The organism is Rhizobacter sp. P2_G4 (assembly GCF_056403575.1).
Genome location: NZ_JBFUFG010000004.1, coordinates 102,671 through 124,899, shown reverse-complemented (window position 1 = coordinate 124,899; position 22,229 = coordinate 102,671). Strand labels below are relative to the sequence as shown.

General features: G+C 65.5%; 22 protein-coding genes. 8 read left to right on the top strand and 14 right to left on the bottom strand.

Annotated elements, in window-relative coordinates:
* Positions 1-2 precede the first annotated feature (2 nt).
* From hisI to argB, 6 genes are all read right to left on the bottom strand, one after another.
* Complete coding sequence (hisI, locus tag AC1DYS_RS16655) at positions 3-392, bottom strand: phosphoribosyl-AMP cyclohydrolase (protein ID WP_477901077.1); 390 nt, start codon at positions 390-392, stop codon at positions 3-5.
* A gap of 12 nt (positions 393-404) precedes the next feature.
* The gene (locus tag AC1DYS_RS16650; RefSeq protein WP_477901075.1) at positions 405-842 is read right to left on the bottom strand and encodes an NUDIX domain-containing protein; all 438 of its coding nucleotides are present in this window, start codon (positions 840-842) and stop codon (positions 405-407) included.
* Entirely contained in the window at positions 839-1,717 is an 879-nt protein-coding gene (locus AC1DYS_RS16645; protein ID WP_477901073.1) for an ATP-binding protein, read from the bottom strand. The genes AC1DYS_RS16650 and AC1DYS_RS16645 overlap by 4 nt, the downstream gene beginning before the upstream one ends.
* Positions 1,718-1,772: 55 nt before the next feature.
* Positions 1,773-2,420, bottom strand: coding sequence for a nucleoid occlusion factor SlmA (gene slmA / locus AC1DYS_RS16640; RefSeq protein WP_477901071.1), 648 nt, complete (start codon positions 2,418-2,420; stop codon positions 1,773-1,775).
* Positions 2,421-2,438: 18 nt separating this feature from the next.
* Positions 2,439-3,140: a pyrimidine 5'-nucleotidase gene (locus AC1DYS_RS16635; RefSeq protein ID WP_477901069.1), complete on the bottom strand. Its 702-nt coding sequence runs from the start codon at positions 3,138-3,140 to the stop codon at positions 2,439-2,441.
* 112 nt (positions 3,141-3,252) lie between these two features.
* Positions 3,253-4,176, bottom strand: a complete 924-nt coding sequence (gene argB, locus AC1DYS_RS16630) for an acetylglutamate kinase (RefSeq protein ID WP_477901067.1) — start codon at positions 4,174-4,176, stop codon at positions 3,253-3,255.
* 106 nt (positions 4,177-4,282) lie between these two features.
* On the opposite strand from argB, the gene AC1DYS_RS16625 reads away from it, so the two are divergent.
* The gene (locus tag AC1DYS_RS16625) at positions 4,283-6,157 is read left to right on the top strand and encodes a hypothetical protein (RefSeq protein WP_477901065.1); all 1,875 of its coding nucleotides are present in this window, start codon (positions 4,283-4,285) and stop codon (positions 6,155-6,157) included.
* Positions 6,158-6,171: 14 nt separating this feature from the next.
* Here AC1DYS_RS16625 and AC1DYS_RS16620 read toward each other — a convergent pair whose 3' ends face one another.
* From AC1DYS_RS16620 to AC1DYS_RS16610, 3 genes are all read right to left on the bottom strand, one after another.
* Positions 6,172-7,317, bottom strand: a complete 1,146-nt coding sequence (locus AC1DYS_RS16620) for a zinc-binding dehydrogenase (RefSeq protein WP_477901063.1) — start codon at positions 7,315-7,317, stop codon at positions 6,172-6,174.
* Positions 7,318-7,378: 61 nt separating this feature from the next.
* Complete coding sequence (locus AC1DYS_RS16615; RefSeq protein ID WP_477901061.1) at positions 7,379-8,449, bottom strand: RNA methyltransferase; 1,071 nt, start codon at positions 8,447-8,449, stop codon at positions 7,379-7,381.
* A gap of 21 nt (positions 8,450-8,470) precedes the next feature.
* Positions 8,471-10,468 carry an SDR family oxidoreductase gene (locus AC1DYS_RS16610; RefSeq protein WP_477901059.1) on the bottom strand — a complete coding sequence of 666 codons (1,998 nt, stop codon included), beginning with the start codon at positions 10,466-10,468 and terminating at the stop codon, positions 8,471-8,473.
* A 193-nt stretch (positions 10,469-10,661) separates the two neighbouring features.
* Here AC1DYS_RS16610 and AC1DYS_RS16605 point away from each other — a divergent pair, with 193 nt between their 5' ends.
* On the top strand, positions 10,662-11,204 hold the full coding sequence (locus tag AC1DYS_RS16605) for a phasin family protein (protein WP_477901057.1): 543 nt from the start codon (positions 10,662-10,664) through the stop codon (positions 11,202-11,204).
* A gap of 70 nt (positions 11,205-11,274) precedes the next feature.
* Here the strand turns inward: AC1DYS_RS16605 and AC1DYS_RS16600 are convergent, their stop codons facing one another.
* Together AC1DYS_RS16600 and AC1DYS_RS16595 are read right to left on the bottom strand one after the other, a co-directional pair.
* A complete protein-coding gene (locus AC1DYS_RS16600) occupies positions 11,275-11,991 on the bottom strand; it encodes a hypothetical protein (RefSeq protein WP_477901055.1) in 717 nt (238 codons plus the stop codon).
* 189 nt (positions 11,992-12,180) lie between these two features.
* Positions 12,181-12,663, bottom strand: coding sequence for a YqaA family protein (locus tag AC1DYS_RS16595; RefSeq protein ID WP_477901053.1), 483 nt, complete (start codon positions 12,661-12,663; stop codon positions 12,181-12,183).
* 112 nt (positions 12,664-12,775) lie between these two features.
* Here AC1DYS_RS16595 and dusB point away from each other — a divergent pair, with 112 nt between their 5' ends.
* Genes dusB through ruvC form a run of 6 tightly spaced genes read left to right on the top strand, consistent with a single transcriptional unit; the run spans position 12,776 to position 17,837 of the window.
* On the top strand, positions 12,776-13,816 hold the full coding sequence (gene dusB / locus AC1DYS_RS16590; protein ID WP_477901051.1) for a tRNA dihydrouridine synthase DusB: 1,041 nt from the start codon (positions 12,776-12,778) through the stop codon (positions 13,814-13,816).
* On the top strand, positions 13,813-14,049 hold the full coding sequence (locus AC1DYS_RS16585; RefSeq protein ID WP_047493747.1) for a Fis family transcriptional regulator: 237 nt from the start codon (positions 13,813-13,815) through the stop codon (positions 14,047-14,049). Before dusB ends, AC1DYS_RS16585 begins: the two co-directional genes overlap by 4 nt.
* A gap of 8 nt (positions 14,050-14,057) precedes the next feature.
* Positions 14,058-15,629: a bifunctional phosphoribosylaminoimidazolecarboxamide formyltransferase/IMP cyclohydrolase gene (gene purH, locus AC1DYS_RS16580; protein ID WP_477901048.1), complete on the top strand. Its 1,572-nt coding sequence runs from the start codon at positions 14,058-14,060 to the stop codon at positions 15,627-15,629.
* Positions 15,630-15,671: 42 nt separating this feature from the next.
* Positions 15,672-16,292 (top strand): lysophospholipid acyltransferase family protein, encoded by a 621-nt coding sequence (locus AC1DYS_RS16575; RefSeq protein ID WP_477901046.1) that lies wholly within the window; start codon positions 15,672-15,674, stop codon positions 16,290-16,292.
* Positions 16,293-16,320: 28 nt separating this feature from the next.
* Positions 16,321-17,292 carry a phosphatidate cytidylyltransferase gene (locus tag AC1DYS_RS16570; RefSeq protein ID WP_477901044.1) on the top strand — a complete coding sequence of 324 codons (972 nt, stop codon included), beginning with the start codon at positions 16,321-16,323 and terminating at the stop codon, positions 17,290-17,292.
* Positions 17,289-17,837: a crossover junction endodeoxyribonuclease RuvC gene (gene ruvC / locus AC1DYS_RS16565; RefSeq protein ID WP_477901042.1), complete on the top strand. Its 549-nt coding sequence runs from the start codon at positions 17,289-17,291 to the stop codon at positions 17,835-17,837. The genes AC1DYS_RS16570 and ruvC overlap by 4 nt, the downstream gene beginning before the upstream one ends.
* 695 nt (positions 17,838-18,532) lie before the next feature.
* Here the strand turns inward: ruvC and AC1DYS_RS16560 are convergent.
* From AC1DYS_RS16560 to AC1DYS_RS16550, 3 genes are read right to left on the bottom strand one after another with little or no spacing between them, the layout of a single operon-like run.
* Positions 18,533-19,309 (bottom strand): enoyl-CoA hydratase, encoded by a 777-nt coding sequence (locus tag AC1DYS_RS16560; protein ID WP_477901040.1) that lies wholly within the window; start codon positions 19,307-19,309, stop codon positions 18,533-18,535.
* Positions 19,306-20,442, bottom strand: coding sequence for a DUF3108 domain-containing protein (locus AC1DYS_RS16555; protein WP_477901038.1), 1,137 nt, complete (start codon positions 20,440-20,442; stop codon positions 19,306-19,308). The genes AC1DYS_RS16560 and AC1DYS_RS16555 overlap by 4 nt, the downstream gene beginning before the upstream one ends.
* Positions 20,427-22,172 carry a M61 family metallopeptidase gene (locus AC1DYS_RS16550; protein WP_477901036.1) on the bottom strand — a complete coding sequence of 582 codons (1,746 nt, stop codon included), beginning with the start codon at positions 22,170-22,172 and terminating at the stop codon, positions 20,427-20,429. Before AC1DYS_RS16550 ends, AC1DYS_RS16555 begins: the two co-directional genes overlap by 16 nt.
* Positions 22,173-22,229 lie beyond the last annotated feature (57 nt).

The window sequence follows — 22,229 nt, the reverse complement described above, 5'->3', positions numbered from 1 at the left end:
CCTCATTTGTAGATGCTTTCGGGGTCTTTCAAGACCGGCTCGACGGCCTTCCATTCGCCATTGTCATAACGTTGGAAGAAACAGCTGTGACGGCCGGTGTGGCACGCGATGCCCGGTTCATGGCCCAGCTGCGTCACTTTCAAAAGCAGCACGTCGTTGTCACAATCCATGCGCATCTCATGCACTTTTTGGATATGGCCCGATTCCTCGCCCTTGTGCCACAGGCGGTTGCGCGAGCGGCTCCAGTACACCGCCTCGCCACGGCGCACGGTTTCGGCCAAGGCTTCGCGATTCATGAAGGCGAACATCAGCACGTCATTGCTGCCCACCTCTTGCGCAATCACCGGCACCAGGCCCTGCGCATCCCACGTGATTTCGTCGAGGAAACTCATGCGGTCAGTGTATCAACCGGCCCTGTGCGTCGCCCCTGCAAAGCCGCGCTCGGAAGCGAACCATTGCAGCACCGGAATCGTGCCCGGCAGCACCGGCGCCACCTCGACCGGCAGGGTCTGCCAAGCCATCGCTTGGCGCTCGCGCATCTCGAACTCGCCCGACCACTCGTGGACCTTACAGAAGTGCAGGCGCACGCGGGCGTGTTCGTAGTCCACCAGCTCGACCTTCCACGGATGGACTGCGCCGATGGTGATGCCCAGTTCCTCGATCAGCTCGCGCCGCAGGGCCTGCTCGACCGTCTCACCGGCCTCCAGCTTGCCGCCGGGGAACTCCCAGTAGCCGGCGTAGACCTTGCCTTCGGGCCGCGAGGTCAGCAGGAAACGATCCTCGGGGTCGATCAGCACGCCCACGGCGACGTCGACCGGCACCCGATCCGAACCGGCGTTCACGCCGCGTGCCTCCCGGCGTAGTCCTTGGCGAACTGAAAAGCCACCCGCCCCGAACGCGAGCCGCGTTCCAGCGCCCACACCAGACTCTCTTGCCGCGCCGCAGCAATGGCCTCTTCGTTCACCCCATGGCCACGCAGCCACTGCGCCACGATGGCGATGTATTCGTCCTGCGTGAATGGGTAGAAGCTGACCCACAGGCCGAACCGCTCGCTCAGCGAAATCTTCTCTTCGATCACCTCGCCAGGATGTACCTCGCCATCTTCGGTGTGGGTGTAGCTGAGGTTTTCCTTCATGTATTCCGGCAGCAGATGGCGCCGGTTGCTGGTCGCGTAGATCAGCACGTTGTCCGACGCCTGTGACACCGAGCCGTCGAGGATCGACTTCAGCGCCTTGTACCCCGCCTCGCCTTCATCAAAGCTCAGGTCGTCGCAGAACACGATGAAGCGCTCAGGCCTGTCGGCCACCAAGTCGATGATGTCGGGCAGGTCCACCAGGTCGGTCTTGTCGACTTCGATCAGCCTCAACCCCCGAGAAGAAAACTCGTTGAGGCAGGCCTTGATCAGCGAACTCTTGCCGGTGCCGCGCGCGCCGGTCAGCAGCACATTGTTCGCGCTGTGGCCACTGACGAACTGCTCGGTGTTGCGAAGCAGGCGCTCCTTTTGCGGCTCGACCTCGACCAGCGAACTCAGGCGAATGGTGGCCACGTGCTTCACCGGTTCAAGCGCGCATGAGCCCGAGCGCTTGCGGTAACGGAAGGCGATTGCTGCAGCCCAATCGGGCGCTTGCAAGGTGTGCGGGAGCGCCGATTCGAGGCGCGACATCAGAGCTTCTGCGCGCGAGATCAGCTGCAGCAATGGAGTGGTGAGATCGGACATGCGGGCAGTTTAGCGGGCGTCATTGCGACGCCTTGCCTCGCTCGACGCTTGGCTGTCAGGCGACGAGCAGCTTGAGCGCGGCGTCGAGGTGCTCGGTCGGAACGCGCTTGAAACCCGATCGCGCATAGCGCTGCAGGCGGCCGACGGCAAAGCCGGTCAGCACCGAGGCTTGGGCGTTGGCATCGACCGTCGGCGTGCTGGAACCTGCCGACTCGGCCACCAGACGCAGGCTCTGGCGAAGCATCGATTCGATGCGGTCGAAGAACTGGTTCATGCGCGACACCAGGCGTTCGTTTTCGAACACCAGCGCATCGCCCACCATCACGCGTGTCATGCCGGGGTTCTTCTCACCGAACTGAAGCAGCACGCTGAGAATCTTTTGCGCTTGCACGCGGCCGTCTGTCTCGCGCTCGCCGATCTGGTTGACGAGCGTGAAGACGCTTTGTTCGATGAACTCGATCAGGCCTTCGAACATCTGCGCCTTGCTCGCGAAATGGCGATACAGCGCTGCTTCGGAGACATCGAGCTTGGCGGCCAGTGCCGCGGTGGTGATGCGGTCAGCACCCGGCTGTTCAAGCATCGTCGCGAGCGTGTGCAGGATCTGCACACGGCGTTCGCCCGGCTTCGGACGCTTGCGACCCGTCGGCTCCGCCACGGCAGATGGCACGTTCGCTTCTTCGGGTGTGGGTTCAGCGTCGGTCATCTGTGCGGTGATCGGTGATCAGAGTGCGTGCAGGGTCTTCAGCGATCGAATTCTTGCATACACATAGGGGGGCTTTCGGCATTGGTGAACGCCAACTTCCATGGCGTTCTTCACACTCTTCCGTTTTGAATGAAGGTAGCGCCCCATCCAGACTGAACGCATGCCGACGGCGTGCGCCGAACGTTGATTCGCCAGCGTGTCTTCGACCAACACGCAGCGGCTTGGCGGCACCTTCAGCCGTGCTGCAATGCAGCGAAGCATTCGCGCGTCGGGCTTCGGCCGTGGGTGGCCGAACATGCGCATGTCGTCCACGCTGATCACACCCTCGAAGCAGTCGGCCAGGTTCAGCGCATTGAGCACGCGCAGCGCGTAGCTGCGCGGCGCATTGGTGAAGATGAACTTGCGGCCCTTCAGGCGCCGCAGCGCCGCACGATCGTGTGCGCTGGTGCGCAGGCGATCTTCAAGCCCCGGGAGCCGGTGCGTCTCCTCAAGGAAGTGGTTAGCCTTCACGCCGTGGTGGCGCACCAGGCCAAGCAAGGTTGCACCGTAGCGGTCCCAGTAGTGCTGACGCAAGGCAGAGGCTTCCTCGATCGACATGGCCAAGTGCTCGACCATGTACTGCGTCATCGCCTGGCTGGTGAATCGAAACGCCGCATGCGATGCATCGTGCAGCGTGTCGTCCAGGTCGAAAAGCCAGACTGGGTAGCGCCTCTTCAGCATGCACATCGCACGAGCGAAGCGAAGTGCCTCCTCCAGCAACGGCCGTCCGCCGGGCCGCCCCAAGGACTGGCCGGCGCCCCTTGGGGGCAGGAGCGCAGCGACTGGGGGGCCATCAATGAGATCTGATCATGGTGCCGTACGCCTGCTCGGTCAGGATTTCCAGCAGCATTGCGTGCGGCACGCGGCCATCGATGATGTGCACCGTGTTCACACCATTCTTCGCCGCATCCAGCGCCGAAGCGATCTTGGGCAGCATGCCGCCGCTGATGGTGCCGTCGGCGAACAGCTCATCGATCTCGCGCGCGGAGAGGTTGGTCAGCAGCTTGCCTTGCTTGTCGAGCACGCCCGGGATGTTGGTCAGCATGATCAGCTTCTCGGCCTTCAGCACCTCGGCCAGCTTGCCGGCCACGACGTCGGCATTGATGTTGTAGTTCTCGTTCTCCGAGCCGAAGCCCAGCGGCGAGATGACGGGGATGAACTGGTCGTCCTGCAGCGCCTTCACCACCGACGGATCGATGGATTCGATTTCGCCGACCTGCCCCACATCGTGCACCTTGGTCGGGTCTTTCTGGTCGACGAGCCTGAGCTTGTGCGCGCGGATGAGGCCGCCGTCCCGGCCGGTGAGACCGACCGCCTTGCCGCCGGCCACGTTGATCAGACCGACGATGTCTTGCTGCACTTGGCCGGCCAGCACCCACTCCACCACTTCCATCGTCTCTTCATCGGTCACACGCATGCCCTGGATGAAGGTGCCTTTCTTGCCTATCTTGGCGAGCGCGTCTTCGATCTGCGGGCCGCCGCCATGAACCACCACCGGGTTCATGCCCACCAGCTTGAGCAGCACCACGTCTTCGGCGAAGTCTTGCTGCAGTGCGGGATCGGTCATCGCATTGCCGCCGTACTTGATGACGATGGTCTTGCCATGGAACTTGCGGATGTACGGCAGCGCCTGCGCCAGGATCTCGGCCTTGTCGCGCGGGGCGATGTTGGCGAGCTCGGATGTATGAGAAAGGGCGGAGGGGGGCTCGTTGGTCATGGCTGCGGCGTCCGGCAGAGTTGGATGCGAAATTGTAGGGGTCGGTCAAGACGGCGGGCCATCCTCCTACAGATGGCGCCAGTTCGCGCTGCCAAACTCGCGGCGCATGTGCGCACATCTCTACATCCGACTCCCGCTGGCTGTGATGCTGGGCGTGGGCGCATGCGAGGCCTGGGCGCAAGACCCGCCGGTGGCACCGCCTGAAGATGCAGCGTCGGCGCCGGCCGAGCCCGTTGCCACGCCGCCCGACAACACGATGGGCGCCATCTCCGAGCGCATCGAGACAACGCTCGACTCATGGCAGGAGTTTCTCGACGAGCTGCTGCTCGACGCCTTCGGCCCCAACCCGGAGCGGCGCTACCGCGTCTTCGGCCAGCGCAAGACGGTCGACCTCGGCAAGCGCTGGACGCTGGCGCTCGATGAGCGGCAGACCGGCATCCTGACCAACGCGGGTGTCGGCATCCCGGCAGCCGGCCAGCCGGCGCGCACATGGGAGCTCCTGCACGACGGCAACATCAACCAGCTGCGCTTCTATAACCAGCGCGATGGCAGCGGCCGCGAGAACGGCGCCTCGGCCATCACGAGAATTGCGCCCGGCTTCGTGCTCAACACACGCGGCCTGAAGCTGCATGACGACACGGTGGGCGTGCAACGCACCGATGCGCAAACAGGGCTGCGTGTCGGCTCGTCGGAGTTGTGGGTCGAGGGCTTCGTTCGCCACACTCAGCTCGAAGACACCGCCTTGCGCGAGAACTGGGCCGACCCGAAACCGCGCGCCAACTTCGGCGGCATCCAGGCGCAGTGGGAAGCGGCACCGGGGCTGACCTTTGGTGCACAACATCAGCAAGCCATCAAGCCCGACATGGCACCCGGCGACGAACGGCTTGCGTCAGCGCGCACCGAGTTCGGTACCGATTACCGCCCCGGCGGCCGCTGGAGCGGCTCACGGCTTTATTGGCGCGAGGCCACGCAGCTCGGGCTGTTGTCGTCCGCCGGCGTTGAAGAGCGAACCACCTACAAGCGCGTGTTCGGTGCCGAGACGCCCGAAGGCTCGCCCGATGGCATGGTCTACGCGCAGATCCGCCAGAAGAGCCTGATCGACGACAAGGACGCGTTGTTGGTCCTCGGCTGGCGGCACACCGAAGAGTTCTGGGATCACTGGAAGGCACAGTCGCTGATCGAGTCGGGCATTCCGATCGCGGGCGAGAACGCCGTCAAGTCGACCACCTTCGACGTGCGGCTGTCCAAGAACAACTACCCCAACCACGCGTTCCTGACCGAACTGCAATTGGTGCGCACGCAGATCAAGAACAGCGGCTTCGCGAGCATCGACTACACCCAGCGGCTCACGCGCAACACGCTCGGCCTGTTGCGTGGTAGTTTCACCGCCGTGCGGCCCCACGACACGTCAATCGACGTGCCGGTGAACTCGGGTGACGCCACGGTCGGCTGGGGCTGGCAGGAGCCGGAAGAACGCCGGCTCAGCACCTTCTGGCGCTACACCTTCCTGGGCCGTGAGGCGCTGCAATACAACGTCGTCGAGCCAGGCGTCGCCGACCGCCGCGCGCGCGTGGTCTACGGCGAGGGAACCTGGCAAGCCCGCAAGGAGCTGACGCTTCTCTTGCACGGCGCGCGCCGCTGGTCGCGCGACGATTCCTACAACGCCGGGGAGCTGCGCACCACCAACCTCACGGTGCTGCGCGCCACCCAGCAGATCGCGAAGCGCTGGCAACTCGCCTTCCACGGCGGCCGCTACATCGACAACACACTGCCTGCCGAAAACCTCTTCGGCACGACGCTGAGCGTGCAACTCAACCACCGCATCGTGCTGTCTCTCGGCTACAACTTCAAGGGGGTCGACGACGGCGAGCTGGCCGGCGACGACCGCCTGAGCAAGGGCGTGACGGCGCGCCTGTACATTCCGACCGAAGCGATCCTCACGCACTGGCTCAAGCCGGGGGCCGAGGACAAGAAGCCCTGAGGCCCCTCAGTTCCTCACGCGCCCTTGTTCGGATTGATGAGGTATTTGGTGCCGGTGGCCTGCAGGCCATAGGCGCCGATGGCGTCGAGCGACAGCGCCTCGGCCAATGACACCTCAGCGGTGTAGTGGCTGGCGAAGGTGGTCTTGAGTTCACGCGCCACGCGCTCGCGCAGCTTTTGCGCCGCGGGGTAGCCGATCTTCTGCAGGAAGGGTGTCAGCAGCCAACCGTTCACGCCCCAGGCCATGCCGTAGTTGCGGACCAGCTCGGTGGGGCTGCGGTCGAGTGCACCGTAGATGTAGACCTGCTTGTGCACGGCCGAGCCGTAGCGGCTGTATTCCTTGGCGGTCAGGCTGGCTGCCGCTTCCATGCCGGTGAGGATCTGGCTCGCCAGCTTGCCGCCGCCAATGGCGTCGAAGGCCAGCGTGGCGCCGGTTTCCACCAGGGCCTGGGTCAGGTCGCGCATGAAATCCGGCGAGGCGGCGTTGCAGATGTACTTCGCACCGATCTTGCGAAGAATCTCTTCCTGCTCGGGCTTGCGCACGATGTTGACCAGGGCCACGCCGTCCTGGATGCAGATCTTGTTGAGCATCTGCCCGAGGTTCGACGCCGCCGCGGTGTGCACCAGCGCCTTGTGGCCTTCGAGGCGCATCACCTCGACCATGCTGAGCGAGGTGAGCGGGTTGACGAAGGACGAAGCGCCTTCCGCAGGCGAGGTGCCGTCGGGCAATACCAGGCACTGCTGGGCCTTGATGGCGCGGTACTGCGCATAGGTGGCGCCACCGATGATGGCCACCGTCTTGCCCATCAAGGCCTTGGCCGCGTCCGACGAACCGGTCTTGACGACCACGCCGGCGCCTTCGTTGCCCACCGGCATCGACTCATCGAGCCGAGCCACCAGGCCTTTCATCAACTTCTCGGGAATGGTGGCCGTGATGACCGGCCGTGCCGCCGTGCCCGAGGCCTTGGCCGTGCTCATGTCGGCCGGGCCGAACAACAGCCCCAGGTCGGACGGGTTGATCGGCGCGGCCTCGATGCGCACCAGCACGTCGTCGGGCCCCAATTCGGGAATGGGGGTCTCCGCCAGCGAGAGCTCGAGCTCGCCGGTCGTCTTGACCAGGGAGCGGAGTTGAAGGGCGGTTCCGGGGTGATCGTTGCTCATGGCTGTCTCCTGTGCATCTGGTGTAACGGACCAGTATAGGAAGCGCTTCGACCTGCCGCTGTCACCTCGGTATCGGACTGTTCGCCTGAGAGGTGATGCCTGGTTTCAGAACCAGCGCGATCGGCGCCGTCGACGCCGAGACGGCGCGCGCGCGAAGCTGGCCGCAGCCACCCTCCACGTCTTGCCCCGCCGAATGGCGCAGTTTGGTCAACACGCCGCGCCGATGCAGCGAACGCGCGATGGCGGCCGCCGCTTCCCACGACGGGCGCTTGAAGTCCAGCCCGTCGATGGTGTTGTACGGGATCATGTTCATTACTGCGTACTTGCCGCGCAGCAGGCGCACGATGCCATCCAGCTCGGCCTCGCTGTCGTTGACGCCTTCCAGCAGCGTCCACTGGTACTGCACCGGGTAGCCGGTGGCGCGTGCATAGCGCTCGCCCTGCTCCACCAGATCGGCCGGGTCCATGCGCGGCGCACGAGGCATCAGCTGCGCTCGCAGCTCGGGGCGCGTGGAATGCAGCGACAAGGCCAGCGCGGGCTTCACCACGCCCAGCGGCAAGCGCTCGAACACGCGCGGGTCGCCCACCGTCGAGAAGACGAGGTTCTTGTGACCGATGGCCCCCGCGGTGCCGAGCAACTCGATGGCTTCGAGCACGTTGTCGAGGTTGTGCGCCGGCTCGCCCATGCCCATGAACACCACCTTCTTGACCTCGCGCCGGGTGCGCGCGAGCGCCACCTGCGCCACGATCTCGGCGCTGCCCACCTGGCGCAACAGGCCTTCGCGGCCGGTCATGCAGAACACGCAGCCGACCGCGCAGCCCACTTGCGTCGAGACGCACAAGCCGTCTCGCGGCAACAGCACGCTCTCGACCGCCTGGCCATCGGCCAGCTGCACCAGCAGGCGCGCGGAGCCGTCTTCACCCGGGTGCTCGGAACTCAGCGTCGCGAGACCCTGCAGCTCCTCGGTCAGCGCGGGCAAGACCTCGCGCACGCTTTGCGGCAGGAAGTCTTCAGGCCGGCGGCGGCCGCTGTCTTGCGGCTTGGCTTGCGCCCACAGGCGCAGCACGCGCTGCTCGTGAACGGGTTTGGCACCCGCGGCGCGCAGGCGCTGGCGAATGTCTTCGATGCGCATGCCGCATTGTCGCCCCTGAGCTCAGAAGTGAATGCCCCGCATCATCTGCTGCAAGGCCACCGCCTCAGGTGACAGTGTCGGCTTGGCGCTCTTGTCGCCCTTGGCTGCAGAGCTGTCGGGGAACATGCGGAAGCTGGTGTTCATCACGATCTGCGCCACCCGCGGCAACAGCGCGTGCAGCACCTCGCCCGAGATGCCCAGGCGGGTGGCGATGCGCACCGGCTTGTAGACGCAGGCCTCGGCGATCATGTCGGCGGCCTCTTCGGGCGCGAGCGTTGGCACGTTCTTGTAGATCTGCGTGGGCGCGATCATCGGCGTGCGCACCAGCGGCATGTTGATGGTGGTGAAGGTGATGCCGGTGTCGGCGTACTCGCTCGAGGCGCAGCGCGTCCACGCGTCGAGCGCGGCCTTGCTGGCCACGTAGGCCGAGAAGCGAGGCGCGTTCGTCAGCACGCCGATCGAGCTGATGTTGACGATGTGTCCCTTTCGCTTGGCCACCATGCCGGGCAGCAGCCCCATGGTCACCCGCAGGCAACCGAAGTAGTTGAGCTGCATCGTGCGCTCGAAATCGTGGAAGCGGTCGTAGCTGCTCTCGATGGCGCGGCGGATCGAGCGGCCGGCGTTGTTGATCAGGAAGTCGACGCCGCCGTAGGTTTCGGTCAGCCAGTCGATCAGCTCGCGGCAGCTGGCTTCGTCGGCGATGTCGGACGAGAAGGTCGCCACCTTGGCGTCCTTGCCGGCGGCGGCCAGGATCTCCTTCTTGGCTTCGGCGAGCTTGGCCTCGTCGCGCGCGCAGATGACGGTGATCGCACCGGCCTCGGCAAACTTGATCGCCGCCGCCAGGCCGATGCCCGACGAACCGCCCGTCACCAGCACCACCTTGCCGCCCACCGTGCCGCGCAGGCTGTGATCGATCTTGAGGGCCGGGTCGAGATGCCGCTCCCAGTAATCCCACAGGCGCCACGCGTAGTCGGGCAGGTGCGGGCAGGCGATGCCGCTGCCCTTGAGCGCGGCCTGCATCTCGCGGCAATCGAAGCGCGTGGGGTAGTTGATGAAGGTCAGGATGTCTTCTGGGAGGCCCAGGTCCTTCATCACCGCATTGCGCACCCGGCGCACCGGTGCCAGCGCCATCAGCCCCTTCTTGATGCTCTTGGGGATGAAGCCCAAGAGCGCGGCGTTGATGAACACGTTCATCTTCGGTGCGTGCGCGGCCTTGCTGAACACGTCGAGCACGTCGCCCACGCGGTAGCCCTCGGGGTCGACGAGGTGGAAGCATTTCTTGTCGATCGCTGCCTTCTGGTGGCTGATGTGATCGAGCGCGCTGACGACGAAGTCGACCGGCACGATGTTGATGCGCCCGCCTTCGAGGCCGATGCTGGGCATCCACGGCGGCAGCAACTGCCGCATGCGCTGGATCAGCTTGAAGAAGTAGTACGGGCCGTCGATCTTGTCCATCTCGCCGGTGGCCGAGTCGCCCACCACGAGCGCCGGGCGGTACACCGTCCACGGCGTCTTGCTCTCCTTGCGCACGATCTTCTCGCTCTCGTGCTTGGTCATGAAGTACGGGTGGTCGAGGCCCTCGGCCTCGTCGAACATGTCTTCACGGAACACGCCTTCGTACAGGCCGGCCGCGGCGATGCTGCTCACATGGTGCAGGTGGCCGGCGTCGACGGCCTTCGCAAACTCCACCAGGTTGCGCGTGCCTTCGATGTTCACCTGCACCTGCGACTCTTCGTCCGCCTTCAGGTCGTACACGGCCGCGAGGTGGTAGACGTGATCGACATGGCCCTTGAGCTTCTTGATTGCGTCGGCCGACACGCCCAGCTTCTTGCTCGTCAGGTCGCCATACACCGGCACGGCGCGCGCTGCGGTCACGCCCCAGTAGTCGAGCAGGTCGGCCACCTTCGATTCGCTCTCGGCACGAAGCAGAAAGTGCACCGTGGCACCGCGTCGCTGCAGCAGGGTCTTGACGAGCCGCTTGCCGATGAAGCCGGTGGCTCCGGTCACGAAGTACTGCATGCATGCCTCCTGGGTGCGCGTTGGTGTGCGGCATTCTTGACCAAACCCTCACCGGCCTTGCTGCGCGCTTACCCCGAGGCGGCCATAGAGATCGCTCACTAGAGAAACCCGGTGCGTGCGCGGTGGGCCGCTCCTATAGTCGACGCCACCCCGCGCAGCGCGCATTCACTCATCCACTCAACCGAAAGAGACCATGGTCAAGAAACTCAAACAGATGGCGGACAAGAAGAGCGCATCGGCAGCAGGCCTGCTCGACGGCCAGTTCGCCAGCACAGTGAAAGACTCGGCCCAGCAGATCTGGCTCGCCGGCCTGGGCGCTTTCTCCAAGGCACAGGAAGAAGGCGGCAAGGTGTTCGAGGCGCTGGTCAAGGAAGGCGTGACCATCCAGAAGAAAACGCAAACCGTGGCCGAAGAAAAGCTCGGCGAAGTGGCCAGCAAGATGAGCGGCATGGCCGGCGATGTGACGGCCAAGGCTGGGCAGCACTGGGACAAGCTCGAATCCATCTTCGAAGAACGCACCGCCCGCGCCCTCGGCAAGCTGGGCGTGCCGAGCGCGAAGGATGTGGCCGCACTCTCCAAGCGCATCGACGAGTTGAGCGCCCAGGTGGCCAAGCTCGGTGGCACGGCCTCTGCGAAGAAGCCCGCGGCAAAGACGGTTGCCAAGCCTGCAGCGAAGACCCTGGCCAAACCGGCCGTCAAGTCAGTTGCCAAGCGCGCAGTGCGCAAGGCTGCCTGAGCGACCAGTTCGTGCACGCGTGACAAGGGGCGCCGCGGCGCCCCTTTTTCATTTCCGCTCCACGCAGCGTTTACTTCACCTCAGCACTCAGCCTCTGCCCGGTGAACGACTTCTCCCACTCCGCGTTGGCCTCCATGAAGGTGGTCACGCTGGCCTCGGCCACGTGCATGCGCTTGTCGTCGTGAAAGTCGGACAGGCGCTGTGCGGTGCTGCGGTGGTCATTGGCGCGTTCGTGGGCCAGCAACACGGTCTTGATCTTGGCGCGCAGGGCCGCCAGTGGAGCCGGTGACCAATCGGACACCAGCGTGTCGAACTGCGACATGGCACGCTGGAGGATGTCGGCCGGCATGTCGTCGAGTGCCTTCAGGCCGTGCCGGCTCATGGCTTTCTCGAGCAGCCCGAGGTGCACCAGCACCGAACGCGATGTCGGGTGGCGATCCAGCACACCCTTCAGGGCCGCGTTCAGCGTGGCAGCCTCAGATATCTCGGCAGCCGCGGATTCACGCTTGATCTCCGCGATGTGCTTGGCCGGGTCTTCGAGGAGCACCTGGATGTTGAAGCCCTTGCGTTTGAAGCTGAAGCGAAAGCGCTTGAGCCGCTGCAACCAACTGTCCTTCTCGACAACCGGTACCGCCTGGGCTGAAGACTTCTTCTTGCTGCCGGCCTTCACCAGCTTGGTGGCTTTGCCCGCAATGTCTGCCTTGTTCGCTTTGTCAGCCGCTCCCGCGTTGCCCGACTTTGCAGACGGGGCCCGTTTCGCCGCCGGGGCCGATGAAGCGCGGCTCACGATTGCCTCCGATCAGTGCGACACAACAAGACAGGTTCGAGATGCTGCACTGACACGGTGAATCCTCGGTAGAAACAAGCTGTTTCATCGTGCCACAGGCAAACCGCAGAGACATGCCGCGCGCGGTCGGCAACTGCCCACAATCTGGCAACTATCCGGCAATTCTGCTCACGTTGAGCCGCCACGCGATCAGGGCGTGAACTGCCCCGGCCAGAACCACAGCAGCACCGCCGTCATCATCACGTAACGCAGCAACTTGCCGACGCCCATGTAGAAAACGCAGGGCCAGAAGGGCAGGCGCAGCCAGCCAGCCACCGCGCACAGCGGATCGCCGACAAGCGGCAGCCACGACAACAGGCAGGCCTTGGGGCCGAAGCGCTCCAGCCACGCCAATGCGCGAGCCCGTGGCGGGTGGTGCGCCACTTTCTCGTAGGCGCGCTCGGCGCCGTAGCCCATCCACCAGGTGACCATGCCGCCCAGCGTGTTGCCGACGGATGCCACGAGCACAGCTGGCCAGAACATCTCCGGGTTGAGCTTGACCAGGCCGAACAGCGCCGGCTCGGCGGCCAACGGCAACAAGGTGGCTGAGATAAAAGCGACGACGAAGATCGTGCTCAGTCCGAATCTGGGCAGCGCGAGCAAAGCGAGCAGCGAGTCGATCCATGCTTCCATCGGCCGGCATTATGCGCAGTGCGTTTTAGGGGTGGCGACGACTTGTCCCGGCGCTATACTCTGCCTCCTTTTTGAGCAGCCCCTCTCGCGGCCCCACCCCTCCCCGCCCGCCATGCACATCGGCCATATTCCACTGGCGAACCGTCTGTTCGCCGCCCCGATGGCGGGCGTGACCGACAGGCCTTTTCGCCAGCTGTGCAAACGCCTGGGCGCGGGCTACGCGGTGAGCGAGATGGTCACCTCGCGCAAGGATCTGTGGAACAGCCTGAAGACCTCGCGCCGCGCCAACCATGACGGCGAGGTCGCACCCATTGCGGTGCAGATCGCCGGCACCGAGCCCGCGATGATGGCCGAGGCCGCGGCCTACAACATCGAGCGCGGCGCGCAGATCATCGACATCAACATGGGCTGCCCGGCCAAGAAGGTCTGCACCAAGTGGGCCGGCTCCGCGCTGATGCAGGACGAGCCGCTGGCGCTCGCGATCATCGGGGCCGTGGTCGCCGCCTGCCAGCCGCACCGCGTGCCGGTCACCTTGAAGATGCGCACCGGCTGGTGCCAGGCCGAGCGCAACGCAGTGCGCATCGCACGCGCTGCCGAGCAGGCCGGCGTGGCGATGGTCACGGTGCACGGCCGCACGCGCGAGCAGGGCTACAAGGGCCACGCCGAGTACGACACCATCTCCGCCGTCAAAGCCGCGCTGCAGATTCCGGTGGTGGCCAATGGCGACATCGACAGCCCCGAGAAAGCGCGCGAGGTGCTGGCCGCAACCGGTGCCGACGCAATCATGATTGGGCGCGCGGCACAGGGCCGGCCCTGGATCTTTCGCGAGATTGGGCACTTTCTCGAAACCGGCGAACACCTGCCCGCGCCCGAAGTGCGGCAAGCCAAGCAATGGCTGCTCGAGCACCTGCACGAGCACTACGGCCTGTATGGCGAATTCGCCGGCGTGCGCACGGCGCGCAAGCACATCGGCTGGGCAGTGCGCGCCTTGCCGGGCGGCGAAAGCTTTCGCGATTTCATGAACACGCTGGAAACCTGTGACACGCAGGTCCGCGCAGTGAACGACTGGTTCGACCAACTGGCCGACACACACCACAGACTGCCGACGACCCGTCAGGCAACTCACGACGATCTCATCGAACAAGAAGCATGAGCAAAAAACATATCGAGGAATGCGTGCGCGACAGCCTGGAGGCCTACTTCAAGGACTTGCGCGGCGTGGAGCCGACGGCGATGTACGAGATGATCCTGAAGGTCGTCGAGAAACCGCTGCTCGACGTGGTGATGAAACACGCCGACAACAACCAGAGTCGCGCCGCCGAATGGCTGGGCATCAACCGCAACACGCTGCGTCGCAAACTGCTCGATCACAAGCTCGTCAAATGAAGGCCACCATGCAAGCCCTGATCTCCGTCTCCGACAAAACCGGCGTGCTCGATTTCGCGCGCGAGCTGCATGCGCTGGGCGTCAAGCTGCTGTCCACCGGCGGCACCGCCAAGCTGCTGGCCGATGCCGGCCTGCCGGTCACCGAGGTGGCCGAGCACACCGGTTTCCCCGAGATGCTCGACGGCCGCGTGAAGACGCTGCACCCGACGATCCACGGCGGCCTGCTGGCACGGCGAGACCTGCCCGAGCACATGGCGGCGATCGAGCAGCACGGCATCTCGACCATCGACATCCTGTGCGTGAACCTCTACCCCTTCGAAGCCACCGTCGCCAAACCCGGCTGCACGCTGGAAGACGCCATCGAGAACATCGACATCGGCGGCCCGGCGATGGTGAGATCGGCCGCCAAGAACTGGAAAGACGTGGCGGTGCTCACCGATGCCTCGCAGTACGGGCAGGTGCTTGCCGAGTTGAAGGCCACCCAGAGCGTCAGCAAGGAGACCAAGTTCGCGTTGTCGGTGGCCGCCTTCAACCGCATCTCGAACTACGACGCAGCCATCAGCGACTACCTCTCGTCGCTGCAAGCCGACGGCTCGCGCAGCGAATTCCCCGCGCAGAGCAACGCCCGCTTCGTGAAGCTGCAGGACCTGCGCTACGGCGAGAACCCGCACCAGACCGCAGCCTTCTATCGCGACCTGCACCCCGCGCCCGGCTCACTCGTGACGGCCAAGCAATTGCAAGGCAAGGAGCTGTCGTACAACAACATCGCCGATGCCGATGCGGCGTGGGAGTGCGTGAAGAGCTTCGACAACCCGGCCTGCGTGATCGTCAAGCACGCCAACCCCTGCGGCGTGGCCCTGGGCGCCAATGCGGCGGAGGCGTATGCCAAGGCCTTGAAGACCGACCGGACGTCGGCGTTCGGCGGCATCATCGCTTTCAACACCGAGGTCGACGGCGCCACCGCGGAGCAGGTCACGCAGCTCTTCATGGAAGTGATGATTGCGCCCTCCTTCACGCCCGAGGCGCTGGCCATCTTCGCGGTCAAGAAGAATGTGCGCGTGCTGCAGATTGCGTTGCCCAAGGGCGGCGCCAGCGCGTGGGAACAAGGTCGCAACGCCCAGGACGTGAAGCGCGTGGGCTCGGGCCTCTTGATCCAGAGCGCCGACAACCACGAACTGAAGCTGTCCGATCTGAAGGTGGTCACCAAGGCGCAGCCCACACCACAGCAGCTGCAAGACATGCTCTTCGCCTGGACGGTGGGCAAGTACGTGAAGAGCAATGCCATCGTGTTCTGTGCTGGCGGCATGACACTCGGCGTTGGCGCTGGCCAGATGAGCCGGCTGGACTCGGCACGCATCGCTGGCATCAAGGCCGAGGCTGCCGGGCTGTCGCTGAAGGGCTCTGCTGTCGCGAGCGACGCCTTCTTCCCGTTCCGCGACACGCTGGACGAGCTCGTCAAGGCGGGCGCCACCAGCGTGATCCACCCCGGTGGCAGCATGCGCGACGAAGAGGTGATCGGTGCGGCCAACGAGCATGGCATCGCGATGGTGCTGACAGGTGTTCGTCATTTCAGACACTGAGGTGATGCACCGCCCCCCGGTCGCTTCGCTCTTGCCCCCGGTATGACGCGTCCCGAGGCCGCCGGCCTGCTGCTGGCCTTCCTTGCACGCCTGATCACCGGCGCGCAGGGGCACTGGTACGGCAGCCCGCCCAAGGCCGAGCAGCGCATCTACTTCGCCAACCACCAGAGCCACTTCGACTGGGTGCTGATCTGGGCGGCGCTGCCTCGTGACCTGCGCGCGCAAACGCGGCCTATCGCGGCGCGCGATTACTGGACGGCTTCGCCCTTCAAGCACTGGCTCACGCGCGAGGTGTTCAATGCCGTCTACGTGAGCCGCGTGCGCACGGAGGACGAAGACCCGCTCGAACCCCTGGCCGATGCGCTGCGCAACGGCGATTCGCTCGTCATCTTTCCCGAAGGCACGCGCGGCAACAAGGGCGAGCCACAGGCCTTCAAGGCCGGCCTGTACCACCTGGCCGAGCAGTTCCCCGACGTGCAGCTGATCCCCGCGTGGATCGACAACGTGCAGCGCGTGATGCCCAAGGGCGAAGTGGTGCCGGTGCCGATTCTCTGCACCGTGACCTTCGGTGCGCCGCTGAAGCTGGAGCCGGGCGAAGACAAGCGCGTGTTCCTGGCGCGGGCGCGTGACGCCGTCGTCGCGTTGTCCAAGGTGGCTGCGTGATGGCACTGCACACCTCGGGAGCCGTGTGATGGGCAGCTGGTTGCGCAGCCTCACCGTCTCGCAGCAGATCGCGCTGCTGTTCGTCATCGTGTTCGGCGTGCTCTCGTTCGCCACGGTGGCCGCGTTTGCCAAGTCGCTGCGCTCGATGCCGGAAGACAAGCAGGCCAGCTACGACGCCATGCGGCACGACCTGCGCGCGCTGTGGGTGGGCACCGTGCTGTTCTGGATCGCGTGGGCCACCGGCGCCTTCGTGTCCACGCTGCTGTTCGCGGTGGTGTCTTTCCTCGCGCTGCGCGAGTTCATCACGCTCACCCACACGCGCCGCGGCGACCACCGCGCGCTGCTGGCGGCGTTCTTCTTCGTGTTGCCGGTGCAGTACTTCCTGGCCGGCGGGCAGTACTTCGATCTCTTCAGCGTGTTCATCCCGGTCTACGCGTTCGCGGCCCTGCCCATCCTGGCGGTGTTCGGCAACGACCCCACGCGCTTTCTCGAACGCGCAGCAAAAATCCAATGGGGCACGATGGTCTGCGTCTACGGCATGAGCCATGCGCCAGCGCTGCTGCTGCTGGAGTTTCCCAACTACGAGGACCGCGGCGCCTTTCTCGTGCTCTACCTGGTGGTCGTGGTGGTCAGCGCGCAGGTCGCTCAACAGTCCGCGACACAGCGCCTGCGCGCTCGGCCAGCCGCACGCCAGATCAGCCGCAGCTTCTCGTGGCGAGCCTGGCTCCTCGGCTCACTCGTCGGTGGCTTGGCCGGCGGTCTGCTGTTCTGGATCACGCCCTTCAAGGCCCCGCAGGCCGTCTTCATCGGCTTCGTCGCCGGGGGCTGCGGCACGATGGGCGCGCTGGTGATGCAGGCGCTCAAGCGCGACGCCGGCGTGCGGCATTGGGGCAGCCGCGCGTCGGTTACCGGCGCGGTGGGGTTGCTGGATCGCGTGGCTCCGCTCTGTTTCGCCGCGCCCGTTTTCTTCCATTCCGTTCACTGGTACTTCGGCACATGAGAGTCCTCGGCATCGACCCCGCGCTGCGCACGACGGGCTTCGGTGTCATCGACGTTGAAGGCAGCGAACTGCACTACGTCGCCAGCGGCACCATCAAGACCGATGCCGTCGACAGCGGTCAACTGCCGCTGCGCCTGAAGGTGATCTACGACGGCATCCGCGAACTCGCGGCGCGCTACCAGCCGCACTGCGCATCCATCGAGATCGTGTTCGTCAACGTCAACCCGCAAAGCACGCTGCTGCTCGGCCAGGCACGCGGCGCGGCGATCACCGGGCTGGTGTCATGCGACATCGAGGTGGCGGAGTACACCGCCTTGCAGATGAAGAAAGCCATCGTGGGGGCGGGGCATGCTCGCAAGGAGCAGGTGCAGGAGATGGTGAAACGGCTGCTGAAGCTGCCTGGCTTGCCGGGTAAGGATGCGGCCGATGCCTTGGGGCTGGCGGTTTGCCATGCGCATGCGGCGAGGTCGTTTGCTGCTATTGAGAAAGCGGCGGGGCGGGTTCGGACGACGAAGGCGCAGTTCAAAGGGGGGCGGAGCTACTGATTTTTTGGCTCTGCCTGTTGTGTTTGCCGCTTCGCGTGTGTGTTTCTTCTGCCTGCCGGCGGGTGCGCCGGGAATCCGCCCCGGCGGGCGTGTCACTTTCATTTGTCGCGTCAAATGAAAGTAACCAAAGCAAAGACGCTCTCCACTTTGCTGTACCGCTTCGGATGCTTCCTTCCGCGACTTGTCGCCTGCGGATAGACCCGGACCACGGCACACCTGTTCGAAGTACCCCACCGCTCGTCTCGCTGCGCATCGTCTCGATGACGCTTCGGGCTGCTGCGCGCCCTGGCGCCGAGGCGAAGCGAGGCGTGGACAGGGAATGTTTGCGCAGCAAACGACCGCATTGCTCTTCGGGCCCCGTGGGGGGCGTCGAGGAGCGCAGGGGTTTGGGGCCGCGTGCGCAGCACGCTTCGTCAACTGACTTCGCGCGGCTGTCTGAGCGCAGCGGCCACAGGCCGCGTAGCGAGTTCGGCGCGAGGCCCCAAACACCGAGCACCGCAGAGCAGTCCGGCCCTAGCCGGACCGCACCCGTCGGGGTCGCCTTTCTTTGCCTTCTTTCTTTGGCGAAGCAAAGAAAGAAGGTCGCCCGCCGGGGCGACATCCCGGCAGCAGCCTCACGCAGTGGACAGAAGCCCCATGCGAATGCACGCACAGGGCTTCGATACTCAGCTTGAACGGGCAGAGCGCGAGGAAGTTCATCGATTCTTGAACTCCGCCTTCCGCTTGTTCACAAACGCCTCCATCCCCTCCTTCTGATCCTCAGTCGCAAACAGCGAATGGAACATCCGCCGCTCGAACTGAACCCCGTCGGACAGAGCACCTTCATAAGCCCGGTTGACGCATTCCTTGGCCATCATGACGCTCGGCCCACTGAACTCACAAATCGTGTGTGCAGCCGCGAGCACCACGTCCATCAGCTCGGCCGCCGGCACCACACGCGACACCAACCCAGCGCGCTCGGCTTCAGCCGCATCCATCATGCGAGCAGTGAGCACCATGTCCATCGCCTTGGCCTTGCTGATGGCGCGCGGTAGCCGCTGCGTGCCGCCGGCTCCGGGGATCACGCCGAGCTTGATTTCGGGTTGGCCGAACTTCGCGGTGTCGGCCGCAATGACGAAGTCGCACATCATCGCGAGCTCGCAGCCGCCGCCGAGGGCAAAGCCGGCCACGGCGCCGATCACCGGTTTGCGGATGGAGCGGATCGTCTCCCAGTTGCGGGTGATGTAGTCGCTCTTGTAGACATCCATGTAGCTCCACTTCGCCATGGCCGCGATGTCGGCGCCCGCGGCGAAGGCCTTCTCGCTGCCGGTGATGACGATGCAGCCGATGTTCTCGTCGGCGTCATAGGCCTTGAGCGCGGCACCCAGCTCGTCCATCAGCGTGTCGTTCAACGCGTTGAGCTGTTTGGGGCGGTTGAGCCGGATCACGCCGGTCTTGCCATGCTGTTCGGTCAGGATGCATTCGTAGCTCATGGTGGGTTCCTTCGTGGTGGTTCTTCGGGCCCGGCCAGTTCGGGCCGGCGGTCGAGCATCAGGTCGAAATAACTTTCTGGATCGGGACGGATGAGAAAGCGTACAGGCAGATAGCGCAGGCCGGGGGCAATCCAGATGTCGGTGGTCATGTCGCCACCGGCGCGGGGTTCGCGGCGCGGCTTGAGGTGGAAAGCCTGCACCTCCCCGAAAGGCGTGTAAAGCGTCTCTTCGCCCAGCACGTCGTAGACCCAGCTCGTGAGGTTGCGCGGCATCGCGAGCGGGATCTCGACGCTGTTGCCGGTGCGCAGCTGATCGGGCCGCGTGGCAAACAGGTAGCTGAGCTGCACGAACTGGCTCGCCGTGTCTTGCGCGCCCGGCCAGCGCGGCACCACGGCGCCGTTGGCCAGCAGCACGCGGTCGCCTTCGAAACGAACCGTCGCACGGGACGGGTCGTTGAAGGCGAGCTTGGTCTCCTGGTCGTAGCGGCGCGGCGCCAGGCCTTCGGGCGTGATGTCGCCATCACTGCTCATGCGGCGCGAGCCCAGTGGGGCGATCTTCATGCCGACGATCACATCCAGGTGGACCTGGTAGCGCTGGCCGACGCGGATCCACTCCACCTGCGCCTGGCCGTTCACTTCGCCCCGCACATTGCCGGTCAGCAGGTAGCGCATGCGCGTGGACACGGGCCATTCGAAGGGAGGGGCGGACGCAGCCGATGCAGCCGCCTCGGGTGCGGCGGGCTCGGACGCTGCAGGCTCCACCATGGCCACCGCGGCAGACGCCGGCTCGGGCGCTGGCTCCGGCGCGGAAGCGGCCGCCAGTGGCGGCTCTGCGGGTGGTTCACTCGGCGGGGCCGATGCCGGCTGAACCACGGGTTTCGGCGGTGCTGCGCGCCGCTTCACCGGTGGCAGCGCCGGCCTCGGCGAAGGCGCGGGTGGAGGCGCCGTGATGGCCATCTCGCGCACGTAGGCGACCTCGATGCGCGGCGGCATGGCGTCCCGCACCGCCGACAAGCGCTGCGCATGCTGGGCCAAGCCGTCGGCGAGCCACAGGTGCACGGCAAGCACAGCCAACACCAGGCCTGCGCCGAGCCCCAGTCGGCGCGTGTTCAGGTGTCTCAGCTGGCCAGCCATGCCCTCCGCAGCGCCGAGGCGGCTTGCGGGGTCTTGTCGGCCGACGCTGCGTTGAGCGTGATGGCACCGCTGTCCGGCGCGGGCGGCAAGGCGAGTGCAAGCGTCAGCATGCGTTGGTCGCGCGAGATCAAGACCCTGGCCGTGCGCTTGGCATCCATCAAACGCGTGAGGTCGTCGAGCCTGCGCACGCGCCAGTCGTCCACGGCCACCAGCTCGTCGCCGGCCGACAGACCGGCCGCCTCGGCCGCCCCGCCGCGCAACACGTTGCTCAGCTTGATGCCGGTGAGCGCGCTCTCGGACGCACGCAGGCCCAGACGCTGCGCGACGTTCGGTGCCTGCTGGTTCCAAGCCACGCCGAACTTCGCGAGCAGCGCGCGCCAGGGCGCGTCGTCAGTGCCATGCACCCAGGCGGTCAGCTCCTTGGCGTAGGGCCGGCCACCCACCTGCTCCAGCGCCGCGGCGATGTCGATTTCGCTGATCGGCCCGCCGCTGCTGCGCTCCCACAGCAGGCGCATCACATCGTCGAGCGAGCCCTTGCCTTCGGTGCGCAGCGTGAGGTCGATCGCCAAGGCGACCAGCGAGCCCTTGGTGTAGTAGCTGATGGTGGCGTTGGGGGTGTTCTCGTCGCCGCGGTAGTACTTGACCCACGCGTCGAAGCTCGCCTGCGCCACGCTCTGCACCTTGCGGCCCGGCATGCCGAGCACGCCGGTCAGCGTCTTGCCGAGCAGCTTGAGGTAGCGCGCCTCATCGATCAGGCCGCCGCGCAGCAGCAGCAGGTCGTCGTAGTACGAAGTGAAGCCCTCGAAGAACCACAGCAGCTCGGTGTAGTTCTCCTGCGTGTAGTCGTAGGTGGTGAACTCGGCCGGTCGCAGGCGCTTGACGTTCCAGGTGTGGAAGTACTCGTGGCTGATGAGGCCCAGCAGCGTCACGTAGCCGTCGGTCAAGTCGCTCTTGCCGCGCTGCGGCAGGTCGCGCCGCGCTGCGATGAGGGCGGTGCTGGCGCGGTGCTCGAGACCGCCGTAGCCATCGTCCACCGCGTTGAGCATGAAGACGTAGCGCTTGAAGAAGGTCTTCTTCTTGCCGTGCCAGAAGGCGATCTCGGCCTCGCAGATGCGGCGGGCATCGGCGAGCAGCCGATCACCGTCGAAGTCAGGCAGCGCACCCGCGATCACGAACTCATGCGGGACGCCCGCCGCCTTGAATTCGCCGCGCCAGAACGTGCCCATCTCCACCGGATGGTCGGCGAGCTCGTCGTAGTCGGCCGCTTCGTAGCTGCCCTGCCCGCGCCCATCGGTCTTCACCGCCGGCAGCGCCGTGGCCACCTGCCAGCCCTTGGGCAGCGAGCGCAGTTCCACACGGTGCGGCTCGGCCTCACGGCCGTGCACGCGCAGGAACACGCTGGTGCCGTTGAAGAACGCGCGGTTGGCGTCGAGAAAGGCGGTGCGCACCGAGTTGTCGAACGCGTAGACGAGGTAGCTGAGCGTCAGCGCGCCGCGGCCGTCGCAGCGCGCCAGCCAGGTGGCCTTGTCGAGCTGCTGCAGCGCGACCTCGCGTTTGCCCTGCGTGGCCTCGAGGCCCGAGAGGTGGCGCGCGAACTCGCGCACCAGGTAGCTGCCGGGGATCCACGCCGGCAAGCTCACGTGTTGCTCCGCCGCGGGTTGCGGCACGGTGAGCGTCACGCGGAACAGGTGCGCGTGCGCGTCGGCAATGTCAATGCGATAGGAAATCATCAGAGGCCGTCAGGTGGGAGGCGGCCCCGATTATTCCCCGGGATTCCCCAGGAGACA

Bases quoted from the DNA above. Each gene is read 5' to 3' on its own strand.
- hisI (WP_477901077.1), bottom strand. From the start codon at position 392: ATGAGTTTCCTCGACGAAATCACGTGGGATGCGCAGGGCCTGGTGCCG.
- AC1DYS_RS16645 (WP_477901073.1), bottom strand. From the start codon at position 1,717: ATGTCCGATCTCACCACTCCATTGCTGCAGCTGATCTCGCGCGCAGAA.
- slmA (WP_477901071.1), bottom strand. From the start codon at position 2,420: ATGACCGACGCTGAACCCACACCCGAAGAAGCGAACGTGCCATCTGCC.
- AC1DYS_RS16635 (WP_477901069.1), bottom strand. From the start codon at position 3,140: ATGCTGAAGAGGCGCTACCCAGTCTGGCTTTTCGACCTGGACGACACG.
- argB (WP_477901067.1), bottom strand. From the start codon at position 4,176: ATGACCAACGAGCCCCCCTCCGCCCTTTCTCATACATCCGAGCTCGCC.
- AC1DYS_RS16625 (WP_477901065.1), top strand. From the start codon at position 4,283: ATGTGCGCACATCTCTACATCCGACTCCCGCTGGCTGTGATGCTGGGC.
- AC1DYS_RS16620 (WP_477901063.1), bottom strand. From the start codon at position 7,317: ATGAGCAACGATCACCCCGGAACCGCCCTTCAACTCCGCTCCCTGGTC.
- AC1DYS_RS16615 (WP_477901061.1), bottom strand. From the start codon at position 8,449: ATGCGCATCGAAGACATTCGCCAGCGCCTGCGCGCCGCGGGTGCCAAA.
- AC1DYS_RS16610 (WP_477901059.1), bottom strand. From the start codon at position 10,468: ATGCAGTACTTCGTGACCGGAGCCACCGGCTTCATCGGCAAGCGGCTC.
- AC1DYS_RS16605 (WP_477901057.1), top strand. From the start codon at position 10,662: ATGGTCAAGAAACTCAAACAGATGGCGGACAAGAAGAGCGCATCGGCA.
- AC1DYS_RS16595 (WP_477901053.1), bottom strand. From the start codon at position 12,663: ATGGAAGCATGGATCGACTCGCTGCTCGCTTTGCTCGCGCTGCCCAGA.
- dusB (WP_477901051.1), top strand. From the start codon at position 12,776: ATGCACATCGGCCATATTCCACTGGCGAACCGTCTGTTCGCCGCCCCG.
- AC1DYS_RS16585 (WP_047493747.1), top strand. From the start codon at position 13,813: ATGAGCAAAAAACATATCGAGGAATGCGTGCGCGACAGCCTGGAGGCC.
- purH (WP_477901048.1), top strand. From the start codon at position 14,058: ATGCAAGCCCTGATCTCCGTCTCCGACAAAACCGGCGTGCTCGATTTC.
- AC1DYS_RS16575 (WP_477901046.1), top strand. From the start codon at position 15,672: ATGACGCGTCCCGAGGCCGCCGGCCTGCTGCTGGCCTTCCTTGCACGC.
- AC1DYS_RS16570 (WP_477901044.1), top strand. From the start codon at position 16,321: ATGGGCAGCTGGTTGCGCAGCCTCACCGTCTCGCAGCAGATCGCGCTG.
- ruvC (WP_477901042.1), top strand. From the start codon at position 17,289: ATGAGAGTCCTCGGCATCGACCCCGCGCTGCGCACGACGGGCTTCGGT.
- AC1DYS_RS16560 (WP_477901040.1), bottom strand. From the start codon at position 19,309: ATGAGCTACGAATGCATCCTGACCGAACAGCATGGCAAGACCGGCGTG.
- AC1DYS_RS16555 (WP_477901038.1), bottom strand. From the start codon at position 20,442: ATGGCTGGCCAGCTGAGACACCTGAACACGCGCCGACTGGGGCTCGGC.
- AC1DYS_RS16550 (WP_477901036.1), bottom strand. From the start codon at position 22,172: ATGATTTCCTATCGCATTGACATTGCCGACGCGCACGCGCACCTGTTC.